Below are 17,467 nucleotides of genomic sequence, written 5' to 3'. Positions count from 1 at the left end.
CCCCTTAATCCAGTACCCGGCACACGTTCCCGGGGTCAGAGCAGAACAACATCGTACTGCTCCTGGCTGTAGAACGGCTCCACCTGGAAGCGAATGGTCTTGCTGATAAAGGTTTCAAGATCGGCCACATTGTCCGACTCTTCATCCAGCAGGCGATCTACTACACTCTGGGAAGCCATCACAAGATAGCTTTCGGCATCGTAGGCGCGATTTACCCGCAAAATTTCCCGGAAGACTTCATAGCAAACGGTTTCGGTGGTTTTCAGGAAACCGCGTCCGTCACAGATCGGGCAGGGTTCGCAAAGCACCTGGCCAAGACTCTCGGTGGTGCGCTTGCGGGTCATTTCCACCAGGCCCAGCTCGGACACCCCGGTGATCTTGGTCTTGGCGTGATCCCGCTCCAGCATCTTTTCCAGCATCCGGTGCACCTGGCGCTGATGCTCCGGATCTTCCATGTCGATAAAATCGATAATGATAATGCCGCCCAGATTTCGCAGGCGCAGCTGACGACTGATGGACCGGGCCGCTTCCAGATTGGTCTTGAAGATGGTTTCTTCCAGGTTTCGATGCCCGACGAACGCCCCGGTATTGATATCGATGGTGGTCATGGCTTCGGTCTGGTCGATGATCACATAACCACCGGACTTGAGCTGAACCTTTCGGCTAAGGGCTTTCTGGATTTCGTCTTCCACCGAGTAAAGGTCAAAAATGGGCCGTTCGCCCGGGTAGTACTCCACCTTGTCGGCAAATTCCGTAACGAACTCTTCGACAAACTCCATCACCCTCTGGTGGCTCTCTCGGCTGTCGATTCGTACCTTTTCGGTCTGCGGCCTGATCAGGTCACGGATGGTACGAATGAACAGCGGCAGATCCTGGTACACAACTGCCGGCGCCTGAACCCGGGCAATCCGCTCATGGATGGACTGGCTCAACCGGTGCAGATAGGCCATATCGCCAATCAGGTCCTCAGGGGGAGCGGCTTCCGCGGCCGTCCGGATGATATAACCACCCTGAACATCCTTATCCTCCGCTGCGGCCTCTTCAACCAGGGTTTTCAGGCGCGCCCGTTCGGTGTCGTCCTCAATCCGCTGCGAAATACCAACGTGACTGACACCCGGCATAAACACCAGATACCGGGACGGAATCGAAAGCTGGGTGGTCAGGCGAGCGCCCTTGGTTCCAATTGGGTCCTTGGTCACCTGAACAACCAAAGACTGCCCCTCACGGAGCAGACTTCGAATATCGGGAACGGTTTTAGGGGTATCTGCAGGCTCATCGCCATTGGACTGACTCGGAACCACATCGGAGGCATGGATAAATGCAGCCCGTTCCAGACCAATATCGACGAACGCCGCTTCCATGCCTGGCAAAACACGCACCACTTTGCCCTTATAGATGTTACCGACAATGCCCTTCCTGCTGGTGCGTTCTATGTAAGCTTCCTGCAGCATGCCGTTTTCAACCAGGGCCACCCGCGTTTCCACCGGGGTGACGTTGATAAGAATCTCTTCGCTCATAATGTTTGGCTCTCCAGACTGCGCGGCCAGTTTTTCCAGACCGGGTAACCGGCACCAGCCAGCAATGCGGCGGTTTCCTGCAGCGGCAGACCAACCACGGCACTGTAGCTACCCCGGAGCTCACTAACAAAAATACCACCAAGGCCCTGAATTCCATAACTTCCGGCCTTGTCCATGGGTTCGCCGCTGGCAACGTAGGCTTCGATCTCGGCGGTAGAAAGCAGCCTGAAACAGACCTCGGTAATAACCAGGACTGACTCGCATTGCCCTTCAGTGGCCAGCGCCACGGCCGTCATGACCTGGTGGGTCGCACCGGAGAGGCGGGCCAGGGTTTCCCGGGCAACTGCCGGGTCTGTCGGCTTACCGAGTATCTTGCCGTCCAGCACCACGGAGGTATCTGACCCCAGAACCAGACATTCCGGCGAAGACCCGGCCACAGCCAGCGCCTTCTCCCGAGCCAGTCGCTCGACATACTGTTCCGGGGTTTCATCGGGCTCCGGTGTTTCATCAATGTCCGCCGGGCGAACCGAAAAATTCAGGCCAATTTGCTGCAACAGCTCCGCCCGGCGTGGCGAAGCCGAAGCGAGAATGATTGATGCCATGGCTAACCCAGTTTGCGGTTAATGTTGTCCAGCAGGATACAGAATACCGGCCACACCAGCGCACTGGTCAGGGCCGGCCAGAGATAGCTGAAACCGGCGTCATCGGCACCCAGCAGCTGCTTCACGAAATGCACCAGCATCTGGTTGATGCCCAGCAACAGGAACACCATCAGGCACTGCTGGGGCATCGGATACATGCGCAAACGTTGATGGATGGTTAACACCAGAAAGGCGATCAGCGCCATGGCCATGGCGTTCACGCCAAGGGGGGTGGCTTCCAGCACATCCAGCAGCAGGCCAAGACACCAGGCCAGCACGATGCCGAACTGGGCAGGCGCCCGGAACGTCCAATAGAAAACCACCAAGCCCAGCCACTCAGGGCGGAACTCGAACCAGCCCACCGGAAACAAGGAGATGCTGAACACGAGGGCAACGATCACGGAGAGTACGAAAACCGGATAGCTGATTACCGATAACATCAGTCCTGCCCTCCCTGACTGCTCTCTTCCCCAACATTGACGACCGGCTCGCCCCCATCCGTCTCGACTTCGATCGGGTCGGCGTTTTCAGGCGGGAAAACCACCAGCACCAGACGGCTCTGGTTCAGCTGAGCCTTGGGCGTGGCTTCAATGGAAACAAAGGGTTCGCCCGGCTCCTTGGAAATGCGGCTGACCTCGGCGACCGGATAGCCCCTTGGAAACCGGCCACCAAGGCCGGAGCTGACCAACAGATCGCCCTCACGGATATCCGCCGTGTCCGGCACATGAACGAGATCCAGGGTATCGGTATCGCCGGTACCCAGCAGTATCGCCCGCAACCCGTTGCGCACAACCTCCACGGGTACGGCGTGGCTGCTATCGGAGACCAGCAAGACGCGAGAGGTGATCTGGCTGCTCTGGACCACCTGCCCCATCAGACCATGGGCATCGAGGATGGCCTGACCCGGCGACAGGCCATCGCTACGGCCCTTATTGATGATAATTTCGTGGGAGAAAGGATCCGGGGAAACGCCGACCACCTCGCCAACGATGACGCGATCATCCAGCACTTCAGACGAGTTCATCAGGCGGCGCAGCTCGTTGTTCTCGGAAGCGAGAGCAGCGTATTTCAGGGCGCGACGCTCGAGGATAAGCAAACGGGCCCGAAGATCTTCATTCTCTTCCTGAAGATCCTGTTTGTTTTCGAACAATCCAGCGAACCAGTCGGAAAATTCGTAGGGCGCGTTCCCCAGCCAGTAAACTGGTGCCAGACCGGTTGCAATGGTACTTCGCACCGTTGAGAGCTTGTCGAAACGCGCATCGGCAACCACCAGGGCTGCCGATACGAGAAGAACGATGAGGAGTCTGAAGCCGGGAACAGGCCCCTGGACAAAGATGGTTTTAATGGCGAGCCCTCCCCACAGGATTATCCCTCCTGGGAGAACATTCCGATGCCACCCCGATCAATCACTTCCAGCGCCTTGCCACCACCACGGGCCACACAGGTCAGCGGGTCTTCAGCAATGATTACCGGCAGGCCGGTTTCCTCGCTGATCAGTTTATCCAGCCCGCGCAACAGGGCGCCGCCACCGGTCAGAACGATACCGCGCTCGGCAATATCAGATGCCAGTTCGGGCGGAGACTGCTCGAGAGCGCTCTTGACGGTCTGAACGATCTGCGCCAGGGATTCCTGCAGAGCGTCAAGAATTTCTTCGCTGTTGAGGGTGAACGCCCGGGGCACACCCTCGGCAAGATTGCGACCGCGCACATCAATCTCGCGGATGTCGAGACCCTCATAGGCGCAACCGATTTCATGTTTGATACGCTCGGCGGTCGAATCACCGATAAGACTGCCGTAGTTGCGGCGCACGTAGGTGACGATGGCTTCGTCGAACTTGTCACCGCCAACACGCACAGACTCCGCATAAACAATGCCGTTCAGGGAAATGATGGCGATCTCGGTGGTACCACCACCGATGTCCACAATCATGGAGCCGCTGGCTTCTTCAACCGGCAGACCGGCACCAATGGCAGCAGCCATGGGTTCTTCAATCAGGAAGACTTCCCGGGCGCCGGCACCAAGGGCGGATTCGCGAATGGCCTTGCGCTCTACCTGGGTGGACTTGCTGGGAACACACACCAGCACTCTCGGGCTCGGGGTAATGAAGCTGTTCTCATGCACTTTATGGATAAAGTGCTGCAGCATCTTTTCGGTTACCACAAAATCTGCGATTACCCCGTCTTTCATGGGGCGGATGGCAGTGATATTGCCCGGTGTGCGGCCAAGCATGCGCTTGGCTTCGGCGCCGACAGCGGCAACCATTTTCTGGGAGTTGTTGGTGCGAATGGCCACTACCGAGGGCTCGTTCAGCACGATTCCGCGCTCACGCACGTAGATCAGGGTATTGGCGGTGCCCAGGTCGATGGACAGATCGCTGGAGAAGATGCCTCGGAGTCTTTTTATCAACATTCGTGTAGTTTCAACCTGAGAGTTGCAGTCGCAAAGAAAAGATGCGGCAACTTTAGCAGTGAGCACCCCTGCAGGCAAGGCGCTAACGGGCCTCACGCCTTACGGTTCACACATTTACCTTATGGGCTGGGGCCTCCCGCCATTGTTCGAATCTGTTACCATACTCGCTTTGGTTTTCTGGCCCTGGTGAAGGGCCATTCGGGGAATCCTTTTCAAAACACGCTACGAGCACATCCCTGTGGGCTTGTTTCGGGCCATCCATGGCCCTCTACAGTTTTAAAAAGGATTCCCCGAACGGCCCCGAAGCTCAGGATTGGCCCGCGTTTTCAAAAGATTTATTACCGACATTTCACTTACCTGGGAGGCAATGCGTGACCATTTCCCGTGAGGACATTGAGAAAGTCGCTGTACTCGCCCGCATTCGTGTGGACGACGAGCAGGTTTCGGCGCTGGAGAAGGATCTGGGCAACATCCTGGATCTGGTCGATCAGTTGGGTGCCGCCGACACCGATTCGGTTGAGCCTATGGCCCACCCGTTGAATGCAGTCCAGCGTCTGCGAGCTGACGAAGTAACCGAGACCAATCAGCGGGAGGCGTTCCAGGCGATTGCGCCGGCTACCGAGAACGGCCTTTATTTGGTTCCGAGAGTGATCGAATAACCCTTTGGGTGAGCCATCGAATGATTCATGGGAATTGAACGATCTGACGAACAGCGATTTCAGGATTCATCATGCATAACAAATCCGTAGCAGAGCTTTCCCGGGACCTGGAGAGCGGCCAGGTGTCCAGCGTGGAGCTGACCCAGGAGTTCCTCGACCGCATCAAGCGGGAAGATTCGAAGTACAACAGCTTTATTACCGTGATCGAAGGGCAGGCTCTGGCCGATGCCCGGGTAGCGGATGAGAAGCGGGCAGCCGGAAATGCGACGCCGTGGACGGGGGTTCCGTTCGCGCATAAGGACATTTTCTGTACCAACGGCGTTCGGACCACTTGTGGTTCTAAGATGCTGGAGAACTTTGTTCCGCCTTACGACGCCACCGTTACGGCGAATTTCCGCCAGGCGGGTGCGGTGTGTCTGGGCAAGACCAACATGGACGAGTTCGCCATGGGGTCGTCCAACGAGAACAGTTATTTCGGTGCGGTGACTAACCCATGGGGATTGAGCGAGGGCAATAAGCGAGTGCCAGGCGGGTCTTCTGGCGGGTCGGCAGCGGCGGTTGCCGCTCGACTGATTCCGGCGGCTACCGCCACGGACACTGGTGGCTCGATCCGTCAGCCGGCGGCGCTGTGTGGTGTTACCGGGCTGAAGCCGACCTATGGCCGGGTGTCCCGGTACGGGATGATTGCCTTTGCCTCCAGTCTCGACCAGGGCGGTACGATTGCCCGGAGCGCAGAGGATAATGCGCTGATGCTGAATGTGATGGCAGGCTTTGATCCGAAGGATTCGACGTCGATTGACCGGGAGGTGCCGGATTACACCGCGACGCTGAACGAACCGCTTAAAGGTATGAAGATCGGCCTGCCCAAGGCGTATTTCAGCGATCAGCTAAGCCCGGCAATGGAGCAGCAGGTTCGCAACGCAGTAAAGGAATACGAGAAGCTGGGCGCCACGGTTAAAGAGGTGTCGCTGCCAAACGCGAAGCTGGCGATTGCTGCCTACTATGTAATTGCTCCAGCAGAGGCGTCCGCCAACCTGTCCCGTTTTGACGGGGTCCGTTATGGCTATCGCTGTGAAGATCCGAAGGATCTGATGGATCTTTACACCCGCTCCCGCGCGGAGGGTTTTGGCGCCGAGGTGAAACGTCGGATTCTCGTGGGCACCTACGCTCTCTCCGCCGGCTATTTCGATGCCTATTATCTCAAGGCCCAGAAGGTTCGGCGGCTGATCCAGCAGGATTTTATCAATGCCTTCAAGGAAGTGGACGTGCTGATGAGCCCCACCACGCCCTCGCCTGCGTTTATCCAGGGCGAGAAGACCAGCGATCCTGTGACCATGTACCTGGAAGACGTATTCACTATCGCCATCAACCTGGCGGGTGTTCCGGCCATGTCGGTACCGGCCGGTTTCGTGGACGGTCTCCCGGTGGGTCTTCAGATCATCGGGGATTATTTCTCCGAGGCCCGTTTGCTGAATGCCGCCCATCAATTCCAGCAGGTGACCGACTGGCACCAGCGTGAACCGCAATAAGCCCGGGACAGGAGAAAGACTATGCAGTGGGACATTGTGATCGGGCTGGAAATTCACGTTCAGCTCGCCACCAAGACCAAGATTTTTTCAGGCTCCAGCACCGCTTACGGCGCCGAGCCTAACACGCAGGCCAACGCCGTTGACCTGGCCATGCCCGGCACGCTGCCGGTCCCCAACGAGCAGGCTTTCCGCTACGCGGTCATGTTTGGCCTGGCAGTGAATGCGGAGATCGAGCGCCGCTCCATGTTCGAGCGGAAGAACTACTTCTACCCGGACCTGCCCAAGGGCTACCAGACCACGCAGCTGGAGCGGCCGATTGTCGGTCCCGGCTTCGTGGACATTGATCTGCCGAACGGTGACTCCAAGCGCGTTCGCATTCACCACGCCCACCTGGAAGAGGACGCCGGCAAATCCCTGCACGAGGACTTCCACGGCATGACTGGCGTCGACCTTAACCGCGCCGGCACCCCACTGATCGAAGTGGTCACCGAACCGGATATGAACAACGCGGAAGAAGCCGTTGCCTTTGCCAAGAAGCTGCACAGCATCGTGACGTCCCTGGGCATCTGCGACGGCGATATGTCCCAGGGCTCCATGCGTTTCGACGTCAATATTTCCCTGAAGCCCAAGGGCTCCGACACTCTGGGCACACGGACCGAGACCAAGAACCTGAACTCGTTCCGGTTCATGGAACAGGCCATCGCCCACGAAGTCGAGCGGCAGATGGACATTCTGGAAGACGGCGGCACTATTGTGCAGGAGACCCGCCTGTACAACGGCGACCGCGACGAGTCGCGCTCGATGCGCACCAAAGAAGAAGCCAACGACTACCGCTACTTCCCCTGCCCGGACCTGCTGCCGGTGGAAATCGATGATTCCTTTATTAAGGAAGCTCGCAACAGCCTTCCGGAACTGCCGGACGCTCGCAAAGCCCGCTTTATGGAGCAGTACGGTCTGAATGACTACGACGCCGGCCTGCTCAGCGGCGACTCGAAACTGGCCACTTTCTTTGAAGAAGCGGCCAGCCAGGGCAAAGACGCAAAACTGGTAGCCAACTGGATCCAGGGCGAATTCTCTGCCCGACTGAATGCGGAGGAGAAATCGGTGGCCGACTCGCCGATCACCGGCGCTCAATTGGGTGATCTGGTAGTGCGGATTGCCGACAATACGATCTCGTCTGCCGGAGCGAAGAAGGTGTTCGAGGCACTCTGGTCTGGCGAGAACGATAATGTCGACGCAATTATCGACGCCAAGGGCCTGAAGCAGGTTTCTGATACCGGCGCCCTGGAGGCGATGGTGGATGAGGTTCTGACCGGCATGCCGGATCAGGTGGCGCAGTATCAGAATGAAGAGGATCCGAAGAAGCGCAAGAAGATGCTTGGTGGCTTCATGGGGCCTCTGATGAAAGCTTCTAAAGGCCAGGGGAACCCCAAGCTGTTCAACGAGATTCTTGTTCGCAAGCTGGGGGGATAAGGCCGCCATCTTGGGTCGGGACTTCTTGTTTCGGCCCTAGCCTGATTGGTTGGGGGCAGCCCCGGCAGGTAACTTCTCCCGAAAAACGCTACGAGCACATCCATGTGCGCTTGGCTGTGGCCATCCTTGGCCACAGACATTTTCGGGAGAAGTCACCTGCCAGGGCGTGATACCCTCCGGAAAACGCATGAAAGAAACTACCGTAGGTCGGATTAGCGAAGCGTAATCCGCCATCGCTGAGTGACCCACTTCTTTGTCGGATTACGGCTTTGCCTAATCCGACCTACTAATCTGATCCATCCGGCCTGTTTATCCCCGATATCTGAAGATTCTGAGGCCTTGGTGGCCAACTCGATCATCATTAAAGAAGCCGAGCCCAGAGATCATGCTCATCGGCATGCTCAACAACCGCCTGAACAATTTCGCCTGGAACAAGGTCGGTCTCATCATTGAGGTAAACCATGCCGTCGATCTCCGGCGCATCGGCCTTTGAGCGACCAATCGCACCTTCCTCGTCAACCTCATCAATCAGCACGTCGATAGTCTGACCAATCTTGGCCTGCAGACGAGCTGCGGAGATCTTCGCCTGTTTTTCCATGAAGCGGGCCAGACGCTCTTCTTTTACTTCCTCCGAAACCGCGCCTTCCAGTTCGTTGGCCCTGGCGCCTTCCACCGGGCTGTACTTGAACGCGCCTACCCGATCCAACTGAGCCTCGTCGAGCCAGTCCAGCAGGTACTGGAAGTCTTCCTCGGTTTCGCCCGGGAAGCCGACAATAAACGTGGAGCGGATGGTCAGCTCGGGGCAGATTTCCCGCCACTTGCGGATGCGCTCCAGGGTTTTGCTGTCGTGGGCCGGGCGTTTCATGGCCTTGAGGACTTTCGGGCTGGCGTGCTGGAACGGGATGTCCAGGTACGGCAGGATTTTTCCCTCGGCCATCAGGGGAATGATGTCGTCGACATGGGGATAGGGATAAACGTAGTGCAGGCGTACCCACACACCCATTTCGCCGAGCGCTTCGCATAGTGACTGCATCTTGGTCTTGAGCGGTCGCCCCTGCCAGAAGCCGGTGCGGTATTTGGTGTCGACGCCGTAGGCCGAGGTGTCCTGGGAGATGACCAACAGCTCCTTTACACCGGCATCCACCAGGCGCTGGGCTTCGTCCATCACATCACCAATTGGCCGACTGACCAGATCACCGCGCATGGAGGGAATGATGCAGAAGGTGCAGCGGTGGTTACAGCCCTCGGATATCTTGAGGTAGGCATAGTGCCGCGGGGTCAGCTTGATTCCCTGCGGCGGAACCAGATCGGTGAATGGATCGTGCTGTTTCGTCTGGGGCACGAACTGGTGGACAGCACCAACCACTTCCTCGTAGGCGTGGGGACCGGAAACGGCCAAGACACCGGGGTGGGTGTCGCGGATCTTGTCGGCTTCAACACCCATACAACCGGTAACAATGACCTTGCCGTTTTCGCTTATGGCCTCGCCAATGGCGTCCAGGGATTCCTGCTTGGCTGCGTCGATAAAGCCGCAGGTGTTGACCACAACAACATCAGCGTCGTTATAAGTCGGCACAACATCGTAACCGTCGAGCCTCAATTGGGTGAGGATGCGTTCGGAGTCTACGAGGGCCTTGGGGCAACCGAGGCTGATGAAGCCGACTTTGCCGTTACCGGAGGCGGCGGGGTTCTGGGTGTTGTCTGTCATAAAAGGCTTGAAATTCCCGGAGCTCGGCATGAGCCCACAAATGAATGAAGGGCTGCATTTTACACCAGCTACGGGACCGGCTGCAGCAAAAGTCCGACCAATAAAACCAGTGGAATAATCTGACAGACATCAAATTTTGTGACACCTTGTTCAGAAAGATTTAACAATTCTGCCACTATAGACGGCAGGCTTCTTGCTGATCACAAAGTAAACAACTACACTTTTTTGCGCTTATCATGCGTTTAAGTGTTTTTCTGGAAGGGATTTATGGGAAAGGCAGCATCATTCGCAACCAGACACGCCAGAAGAGTCAAAATGAAACCTGTCGCCGCCAAACTGAATTTGCGCAACCAACAGCGAGTGGACGTAGCCACCGACATTACTATTGAGAAATCGGACGGCTGCTGCCTGACCTGTTCGGTATCCAACCTCTCCCGCACGGGCGTGATGATTTCCTGTAACCAGGAAACGGTGAAGGAGCTCATTCCCGAGCAAAAGGCTCCGGCGCCCGGCAACTGGATTGCCGTGAAGACACGATTCGCCGTACCGGTCGTTGCCACCCAACCGGTTTCCATTATTGCCGAGGGCAACATCGTTCACATGCGACGCATCGCACGGGATGAATTTCAGCTCGGCATCCAGTTCGCAGAGTTTGAAGGCAACGGCTTCGATTACGTCGACCGCTACGTGGCAAAATTACTGGCCGACTCCCGCAATCCGGCCTGAGCTTATCCCTCCGATACCCTGAGGCCGAGAGCCCGCCGCTGCTATATTGTTATAACGCCAATGTCTAGTTGGTCATCTTCTTATGCCCTTACCCCCTCTGATATAGTTGCCGTATTCATTCGCATAGCCAAAACGGCCCGCACGGCGGCAACGGATTATCATGACCTTATACAACCTCACGCACCTGAAACAGCTGGAAGCGGAAAGCATCCACATCATCCGGGAAGTGGCAGCCGAGTTCGACAATCCGGTAATGCTGTACTCCATCGGCAAGGATTCCGCGGTAATGCTCCATTTGGCCCTGAAGGCCTTCTATCCAGGCAAACCGCCCTTCCCGTTGATGCACATTGATACCACCTGGAAATTCCGGGAGATGATCAAGTTCAGGGACAACGTCGCTGAAAAATTTGGCCTGGACCTGATCGTGCACACCAACCAGGAAGGCGTGGATCAGGGAATCGGGCCGTTCACTCACGGTAGCGCGAAACATACCGATGTCATGAAAACCCAGGCCCTGAAACAGGCCCTGGACAAGTACAAGTTCGATGCGGCCTTCGGCGGTGCCCGCCGCGACGAGGAGAAATCCCGGGCCAAGGAGCGCGTGTATTCATTCCGGGATGAGTACCATCGCTGGGATCCCAAGAACCAGCGTCCCGAGTTGTGGAACATCTACAACGGCAAGATCAACAAGGGCGAGAGCATCCGTGTGTTTCCGCTGTCCAACTGGACAGAGCTGGATATCTGGCAATACATCTACCTCGAGAACATCGACATCGTTCCGCTCTACTACGCCGCCGAGCGTCCGGTCGTTGAACGCGATGGCACCCTGATCATGGTGGACGACGACCGCATGCCATTGAAGGAAGGCGAGAAACCGATGATGAAATCGGTCCGCTTCCGGACCCTGGGCTGCTACCCGCTTACGGGCGCCATCGAGTCCGAAGCCAACACGCTTCCAGACATCATCCAGGAAATGTTGCTGGCCAAGAGCTCCGAGCGTCAGGGCCGGGTGATCGATCACGATTCGGCCGGTTCCATGGAACAAAAAAAGCGGGAAGGGTACTTCTAAGATGTCACACCAGTCTGATCTGATTGCAGAAGATATTCAGGCCTACCTGAAACAGCATGAAAACAAGGAACTCCTGCGCCTGCTCACCTGTGGCAGCGTGGACGACGGCAAAAGCACCCTGATCGGTCGCCTGCTCCATGACACCAAGATGATCTACGAAGATCATATGGCCAGCCTGAAAACCGACAGCGCCAAGATGGGCACCACGGGCGAGAAACTGGACCTCGCCCTGCTGGTAGACGGCCTGCAGGCCGAGCGCGAACAGGGCATCACAATCGATGTGGCCTACCGGTACTTCTCCACCGACAAGCGCAAGTTCATCATCGCTGACACCCCGGGCCATGAACAGTACACCCGGAACATGGCCACCGGCGCATCCACCGCCCAGGTCGCGATCCTGATGATCGACGCCCGCCACGGCGTACTGACCCAGACCCGTCGCCATTCCTACATCGCCTCTCTGCTGGGCATTCGCCATATTGTCGTGGCGGTTAACAAGATGGACCTGGTGGATTTCAGCGAAGAACGCTTCAACGAAATCAAAGACGATTATCTGGCCTTTGCCGCCAAGCTGGGCCTGAAAGATATTCGCTTTGTGCCGCTGTCCGCCCTGGAAGGCGACAACGTGGTAAACAAAAGCGAGAACACGCCCTGGTTCACCGGCCAGCCCCTGATGGAGATTCTGGAAACCGTGGAAGTGGGCCGGGACAAGAATCTGGAGCATTTCCGCTTCCCAGTTCAGTACGTTACCCGCCCGAACCTCAATTTCCGGGGCTTCTGCGGCACCATCGCCTCCGGCGTGATCCGCCCGGGCGAACAAGTGATGGCCCTGCCCTCGCGGCGCACCAGTACGGTCAAAGAAGTCGTCACGTTCGATGGCAATCTCGAAGAGGCCTATATCGATCAGGCGGTTACCCTCACCCTGACCGATGAAATCGACATCAGTCGCGGCGATATGCTGGTTAAAGTGGAAGACGAGCCGGAAGTTGGCAACCGCTTCAACGCCAACATCGTGTGGATGACCGATGCACCCCTGGAAACCGGTCGCCTGTATGATATCAAGCTGGGACCAACCTTTGCCTCCGGTACGGTGAAAAAGATCCACCACCAGACCGATGTAAACACCCTCGACCAGCAGGCCAATCCGAGCCAGCTCCAGCTGAACGAGATTGGCCTTTGTGAGCTGACGCTGAATCAGCCGATTGCCTTTGATGCCTACCAGCGCAACCATGCCACCGGCAGTTTCATCGTGATCGACCGGCTGTCCAACGTCACCATCGGTGCAGGCATGGTGGCCGGCCTGGCCGATTCCGGCGAATCTCTCGATCCGGTTTCGGTAGAAGAACGCGAGCGCCGACTGGCCCAGAAACCGGCCATCATTGCCTGTAATGGCCGTCAGGCGCCGGCACTGGCCCTCGCCGTTGAGCGTGCGCTGTTCGACCAGGGCAAGACCGCCGTGGTGGTCACCGAAGAAAACGCCGGCGATGCCGACGAACGCCGCCGCGTTGCCCAGCTTCTGACCTCCCACGGTCTGATTGCCATTGCCGTTAACCTCGGCACTGACATCGCCAACGCGGCCACAACCGCCGACAGCGAGCAGGAGATTCCTGAGGCTGTGAACAAACTTGTGCAGGAGTTGATTCGCAGCAAGCGGGTTTGATTTCTGACTTCTGAGTACACGAGAGATATCCCTGCTTTGGTGGCTGGCGCCGGGGTGGGGATATCTTTTTCTTTGTGAAAAGCAACTCGCTTCGCTCAGACATTTTTTTCTACAGAAAAAGATACCCCCACCGCCGGCAAACTTTGTCGATAATCCCCAAAGCAAAAGCACGGCAAAGCATGCATTCCTTTTTAAGCGGACCACTGAAAGGCTCGTGGACCTGGGGTAGGTGATTCTTTTTCGGTAGAAAAAAATGTCTGAGCGAAGCGAGTTGTTTTTTCGGAAGAAAAAGAATCACCTGCCCTGCGGCCCACCCCAGAACCCGCAGACCAGGAATGAATCCATCACCAATACATGGCAGAATCCCGCCCCTCTGAGTCAACCGAAACAACGAACAGGAGCCAAAAATGGCCATCAAACACCTCCGCACTGCCTTCGCCAGCCAGTACCAGCCGGGTCAGCCTGCCCGCCTTGTGACCGGTGAGGCCCTGCAGGAGCCCGGTGGCGATTACGAGGGCCTGCACAAGCAGATGAAGCGCCTGTTCAACAGCAAACCCGGCAAGAAATACGGCCGGTTTTCCGAAGACCTGGGCGAGTGCCCGTTCAGTGCCTGGCTTAAGGACTACCTTGAAGACAAGCAAACCTTCGGCGCCATGACCGACCGCCTGTTCGGGCAATGGCAGGAACTGCTCACCGGCAGCCAGGAAGAGTTCGATGGCCATCTAATGATCGTCCACGATGCTCTGGCGGACGCCGAGGTGGTTTACCTGTTTATCCTGGAAACAGACAGCGCCATGCGCTTCGATGGCAAGCAATCATTGGATGCGACCGACGTTCTCAGCCTGTCCCGCCTTAACCTTGCCGTTCGCATTGAGCTGGACGACTGGCGGGGCAACAACCCGGCAGAGAACTATCTCACCCTGGTGCATGGCCGTGGAACGGGTGAGCCGGGCGAGCTGTTTATCCGTTTGTGCGGGTTTACCAATCAGGTAGATGTGGAAAAGGAAACCATGACCTTTCTAGATGCGGTGGAAGCTTTTGCCAAGTCCTCCGAGCCAGAGAAAGCCTGCGAGGTTCGCAACAAGGCTTATGAGTTCTGCAAGGAACAGCATGCCCTCGGGGAACCGGTGGAAATTGAGGCACTGTCCGGCTACCTGGATGAGAGCGAGCCGCAGCGATTCAAGGAGTTTGCCTCGAAAACCGCCGAACTTCCGGAAAGCGGTGTGCTGCACCCGGATCACCGCAAGGTGAAGAAGCTGGTGCGTATTGCAGGATCCGGTGGCGGAATGAGTGTGTCGTTTTCTTCCGACCTGGTGAATCAGGCGGTTTACTATGACCGTGACAAAGATGCTCTGACGATTACCCGGCTTCCCAAGGCTTTGCGGGAACAGCTTCAGCGGTATCTTGAGGCTCGCGAGGAGTGATGGGCTCGTCGTCCCATCGTGGTCGATTCGCCCGCAGTTTTCTGACCTCCTGCATCCAGCCTACGCCATCGATGAGCTCCCCGGTTTCCGGGTCGATCGGCGGGTACGGCAGGTTGCGGTCGTCACAGTAGCGTTTAACCGTGGGCTGACACCAGCGGAACAGTAAACGGTTGTATTCGTCATCAGGCAACCGGCGCTGGTCGAACATGCCGGCCAGCTTTCTTTGCCGCTGGGCTTCCGACAGGACGATTGCGCAGGCAGACGAGACATTGAGCGACTCCACCATCCCCATCATCGGGATCACGATGTGCTCGTCGGCCTGGGCCGCGGCGTCGGCGCTGACGCCGTCAACCTCGTTGCCCATAATCACCGTACAGGGCACCGTGTAGTCCGCCTCCCGGAAATCAATCGCCCGGTTGGAGAGCTGCGCGGCATAAAGCTTGTGGCCCTGCCCTTTCAGACTTTCAATCGCTTCGTCCATACTTCGATAGGTGTGGGTGGTCACCCAGTTGTAGCTGCCACCGGCGGTTTTGCGGAACGCCCTGAAGCCTTCCTTTGGCCAGACCACGTGCATGTTCGCCAGCCCGAAGGCGTCGCAGGATCGGATAATGGCGGAGAGATTCCGCGGTTTGTGGACCTGGTCGGTTAGGACGCTCAGGTCCGGTTGCCGGGTGTTCAGGGTTTCTTTGATTCGGGCGAGGCGTTCGGGGGTCATGATCTTCTTCGGGCTTGATTGTCGATTTAAAGAACCAAAAATAATACCACAAGCGGACTAGCAACTAGCCGAGACAAAGGTGGTTGAAGTTTAAGCACCCCGTTATAATACGCAGTTCCTTTTTGCTGGCGCCCCTTCAGACCATTCAGTTCCCGGCGCAACATCCATCAGATTACGTGAGACCCATGGCCAAGAAGCTGTACATCAAAACCCACGGCTGTCAGATGAACGAGTATGACTCTGCCCGCATGGCAGACCTGCTCAAAACCGGTGAAACCGTCGAAATGACCGATTCACCCGATGACGCCGACATCCTGCTGCTAAACACCTGCTCCATTCGGGAAAAAGCCCAGGAGAAGGTGTTCCACCAGCTTGGCCGCTGGAAAAAGCTGAAAAGCAAAAAACCCGAGATGATTATCGGCGTGGGCGGCTGCGTGGCTTCCCAGGAAGGTCAGGCCATTCTCGACCGCGCCCCGTATGTCGACATGGTCTTCGGCCCGCAAACCCTGCATCGCCTGCCCGACATGATTACCGAAGTGCGGGCGAAGGGTAACGGTGTGGGCGTGGTGGACGTCAGCTTTCCGGAGATCGAGAAATTCGACAACCTGCCCGAACCCGGCGCAGACGGCCCCTCCGCGTTTGTTTCGATCATGGAAGGCTGCAGCAAGTACTGCACCTTCTGTGTAGTGCCTTACACCCGAGGCGAAGAAGTCAGCCGCCCGGCCGACGATGTAATCGCCGAAGTGGCCCATCTGGCCAGCCAGGGCGTTCGCGAAGTGAACCTGCTGGGCCAGAACGTGAACGCCTACCGTGGCGAAACCCACGACGGCGACATCATGGACCTTGCAGAACTGATCGAACTGATCGCCACCATCGACGGCATCGACCGCATCCGTTACACCACCTCCCATCCGGTGGAATTCTCGGATGCTCTGATCGACGTCTATGAGCGCGTTCCGGAGCTGGTCAGCCACCTGCACCTGCCGGTCCAGAGCGGCTCTGACCGGATCCTGGCGGCCATGAAGCGTGGCCACACGGCATTGGAGTACAAATCCAAACTCCGCCGCTTGCGCAAGATCCGCCCGAATATCAGTTTCTCGTCGGACTTCATTATCGGCTTCCCGGGTGAAACAGAGAAAGATTTCGAGGACACCATGAAGCTGATCAACGACATCGGCTTCGACATGTCCTTCAGCTTCGTCTACAGCGCCCGTCCGGGCACGCCCGCGTCCGATCTGCCCGATGAAACTCCGATGGACGTCAAGAAGCAGCGTCTGAGCATCCTGCAGGATCGCCTGAATCAGAATGTGATGGACATCAGCCGCAAGATGGTTGGCAGCACCCAGCGGATTCTGGTGACCGGCCTGTCCAAGAAGGACCCCGGAGAGTATGCGGGGCGTACCGAGAACAACCGGATTGTGAACTTCCGGCATGAGAATCCGGAGGTTGTCGGGCACTTTATTGATGTGGAGATTGTGGAGGCTTATGCCAACTCTCTTCGCGGGGTGCCCGTGAACTCAGAGATGTTTTAGGCCTTATTCGGGATTTGTCCGGCTTGGGAGTTTGGCGAGTGGTGGGGCCTTCTTCCCAAAAACCGCTACGAGCACATCCATGTGCGCTTGGCGTCGGCCATCCATGGCCGCCGACATTTTTGGGAAGAAGGCCCCACCACTCTCCGCTGATTGCTCCATTGCATGCCAAAACCAGAAGGCAATGCACAGGAATGCACAGGAATGCACAGGGCTGCAGGTTGGATTAGACGAAGTCGTAATCCAACAATGTGGCTGTCACGAATGAACCTGTCGGATTACGCCTCCGGCTAATCCGACCTACTTGTTTTTTCATATTCGGACCTGCACATAGACTTATCAGGGCAAGGGCCGGAGGGGCTTTCCAAAAACGTGGAGCGCCATGGATGGCGCGACCGAGCCCTACAG

Annotated in this window: 15 protein-coding genes; 8 read left to right on the top strand and 7 right to left on the bottom strand. The window is 57.2% G+C overall.

Annotation, left to right across the window (positions count from 1 at the left end; genetic code table 11):
* Positions 1-35 precede the first annotated feature (35 nt).
* The 5 genes from rng to CFT65_RS08455 are packed head-to-tail and all read right to left on the bottom strand — an operon-like array spanning position 36 to position 4,564.
* On the bottom strand, positions 36-1,517 hold the full coding sequence (gene rng, locus CFT65_RS08475; protein WP_088827616.1) for a ribonuclease G: 1,482 nt from the start codon (positions 1,515-1,517) through the stop codon (positions 36-38).
* Positions 1,514-2,119 carry a Maf family protein gene (locus CFT65_RS08470; RefSeq protein ID WP_088827615.1) on the bottom strand — a complete coding sequence of 202 codons (606 nt, stop codon included), beginning with the start codon at positions 2,117-2,119 and terminating at the stop codon, positions 1,514-1,516. The genes rng and CFT65_RS08470 overlap by 4 nt, the downstream gene beginning before the upstream one ends.
* Positions 2,120-2,121: 2 nt before the next feature.
* Positions 2,122-2,598: a rod shape-determining protein MreD gene (mreD, locus tag CFT65_RS08465; RefSeq protein WP_088827614.1), complete on the bottom strand. Its 477-nt coding sequence runs from the start codon at positions 2,596-2,598 to the stop codon at positions 2,122-2,124.
* The gene (gene mreC / locus CFT65_RS08460; protein ID WP_088827613.1) at positions 2,598-3,494 is read right to left on the bottom strand and encodes a rod shape-determining protein MreC; all 897 of its coding nucleotides are present in this window, start codon (positions 3,492-3,494) and stop codon (positions 2,598-2,600) included. Before mreC ends, mreD begins: the two co-directional genes overlap by 1 nt.
* A 29-nt stretch (positions 3,495-3,523) precedes the next feature.
* Positions 3,524-4,564 (bottom strand): rod shape-determining protein, encoded by a 1,041-nt coding sequence (locus CFT65_RS08455; RefSeq protein WP_088828193.1) that lies wholly within the window; start codon positions 4,562-4,564, stop codon positions 3,524-3,526.
* A gap of 374 nt (positions 4,565-4,938) precedes the next feature.
* On the opposite strand from CFT65_RS08455, the gene gatC reads away from it, so the two are divergent.
* The 3 genes from gatC to gatB all read left to right on the top strand — a co-directional run bounded on the left by gatC (position 4,939) and on the right by gatB (position 8,228).
* A complete protein-coding gene (gene gatC, locus CFT65_RS08450) occupies positions 4,939-5,226 on the top strand; it encodes an Asp-tRNA(Asn)/Glu-tRNA(Gln) amidotransferase subunit GatC (RefSeq protein WP_008170132.1) in 288 nt (95 codons plus the stop codon).
* Between the two features lie 71 nt (positions 5,227-5,297).
* Complete coding sequence (gatA, locus tag CFT65_RS08445) at positions 5,298-6,755, top strand: Asp-tRNA(Asn)/Glu-tRNA(Gln) amidotransferase subunit GatA (protein WP_088827612.1); 1,458 nt, start codon at positions 5,298-5,300, stop codon at positions 6,753-6,755.
* Positions 6,756-6,776: 21 nt separating this feature from the next.
* A complete protein-coding gene (gene gatB / locus CFT65_RS08440; RefSeq protein WP_088827611.1) occupies positions 6,777-8,228 on the top strand; it encodes an Asp-tRNA(Asn)/Glu-tRNA(Gln) amidotransferase subunit GatB in 1,452 nt (483 codons plus the stop codon).
* A 361-nt stretch (positions 8,229-8,589) separates the two neighbouring features.
* On the opposite strand, the gene rimO is transcribed toward gatB, so the two are convergent.
* Positions 8,590-9,936 carry a 30S ribosomal protein S12 methylthiotransferase RimO gene (gene rimO / locus CFT65_RS08435; protein ID WP_088827610.1) on the bottom strand — a complete coding sequence of 449 codons (1,347 nt, stop codon included), beginning with the start codon at positions 9,934-9,936 and terminating at the stop codon, positions 8,590-8,592.
* Positions 9,937-10,251: 315 nt separating this feature from the next.
* On the opposite strand from rimO, the gene CFT65_RS08430 reads away from it, so the two are divergent.
* The 4 genes from CFT65_RS08430 (at position 10,252) to CFT65_RS08415 (ending at position 14,815) form a co-directional block, all read left to right on the top strand.
* Entirely contained in the window at positions 10,252-10,662 is a 411-nt protein-coding gene (locus CFT65_RS08430; RefSeq protein ID WP_088827609.1) for a PilZ domain-containing protein, read from the top strand.
* A gap of 160 nt (positions 10,663-10,822) precedes the next feature.
* Positions 10,823-11,731 (top strand): sulfate adenylyltransferase subunit CysD, encoded by a 909-nt coding sequence (cysD, locus tag CFT65_RS08425; protein ID WP_088827608.1) that lies wholly within the window; start codon positions 10,823-10,825, stop codon positions 11,729-11,731.
* Between the two features lies 1 nt (position 11,732).
* The gene (cysN, locus tag CFT65_RS08420) at positions 11,733-13,391 is read left to right on the top strand and encodes a sulfate adenylyltransferase subunit CysN (protein ID WP_088827607.1); all 1,659 of its coding nucleotides are present in this window, start codon (positions 11,733-11,735) and stop codon (positions 13,389-13,391) included.
* A gap of 407 nt (positions 13,392-13,798) precedes the next feature.
* Positions 13,799-14,815, top strand: a complete 1,017-nt coding sequence (locus tag CFT65_RS08415; RefSeq protein ID WP_088827606.1) for a nucleoid-associated protein — start codon at positions 13,799-13,801, stop codon at positions 14,813-14,815.
* On the opposite strand, the gene trmH is transcribed toward CFT65_RS08415, so the two are convergent.
* Entirely contained in the window at positions 14,751-15,530 is a 780-nt protein-coding gene (gene trmH / locus CFT65_RS08410) for a tRNA (guanosine(18)-2'-O)-methyltransferase TrmH (protein WP_228705809.1), read from the bottom strand. The genes CFT65_RS08415 and trmH overlap by 65 nt on opposite strands.
* 185 nt (positions 15,531-15,715) lie before the next feature.
* Between trmH and miaB the strand changes: the two genes are divergently transcribed.
* Positions 15,716-17,062: a tRNA (N6-isopentenyl adenosine(37)-C2)-methylthiotransferase MiaB gene (gene miaB / locus CFT65_RS08405; RefSeq protein WP_088827605.1), complete on the top strand. Its 1,347-nt coding sequence runs from the start codon at positions 15,716-15,718 to the stop codon at positions 17,060-17,062.
* Positions 17,063-17,467 lie beyond the last annotated feature (405 nt).

The organism is Marinobacter sp. es.048 (genome assembly GCF_900188435.1).
Taxonomy (GTDB): domain Bacteria; phylum Pseudomonadota; class Gammaproteobacteria; order Pseudomonadales; family Oleiphilaceae; genus Marinobacter.
This window is presented reverse-complemented; position numbering and strand designations above follow the sequence as displayed.

Bases quoted from the DNA above. Each gene is read 5' to 3' on its own strand.
- rimO (WP_088827610.1), bottom strand. From the start codon at position 9,936: ATGACAGACAACACCCAGAACCCCGCCGCCTCCGGTAACGGCAAAGTC.
- CFT65_RS08415 (WP_088827606.1), top strand. From the start codon at position 13,799: ATGGCCATCAAACACCTCCGCACTGCCTTCGCCAGCCAGTACCAGCCG.
- mreD (WP_088827614.1), bottom strand. From the start codon at position 2,598: ATGTTATCGGTAATCAGCTATCCGGTTTTCGTACTCTCCGTGATCGTT.
- miaB (WP_088827605.1), top strand. From the start codon at position 15,716: ATGGCCAAGAAGCTGTACATCAAAACCCACGGCTGTCAGATGAACGAG.
- gatA (WP_088827612.1), top strand. From the start codon at position 5,298: ATGCATAACAAATCCGTAGCAGAGCTTTCCCGGGACCTGGAGAGCGGC.
- cysD (WP_088827608.1), top strand. From the start codon at position 10,823: ATGACCTTATACAACCTCACGCACCTGAAACAGCTGGAAGCGGAAAGC.
- rng (WP_088827616.1), bottom strand. From the start codon at position 1,517: ATGAGCGAAGAGATTCTTATCAACGTCACCCCGGTGGAAACGCGGGTG.
- cysN (WP_088827607.1), top strand. From the start codon at position 11,733: ATGTCACACCAGTCTGATCTGATTGCAGAAGATATTCAGGCCTACCTG.
- CFT65_RS08430 (WP_088827609.1), top strand. From the start codon at position 10,252: ATGAAACCTGTCGCCGCCAAACTGAATTTGCGCAACCAACAGCGAGTG.
- CFT65_RS08470 (WP_088827615.1), bottom strand. From the start codon at position 2,119: ATGGCATCAATCATTCTCGCTTCGGCTTCGCCACGCCGGGCGGAGCTG.
- trmH (WP_228705809.1), bottom strand. From the start codon at position 15,530: ATGACCCCCGAACGCCTCGCCCGAATCAAAGAAACCCTGAACACCCGG.
- gatB (WP_088827611.1), top strand. From the start codon at position 6,777: ATGCAGTGGGACATTGTGATCGGGCTGGAAATTCACGTTCAGCTCGCC.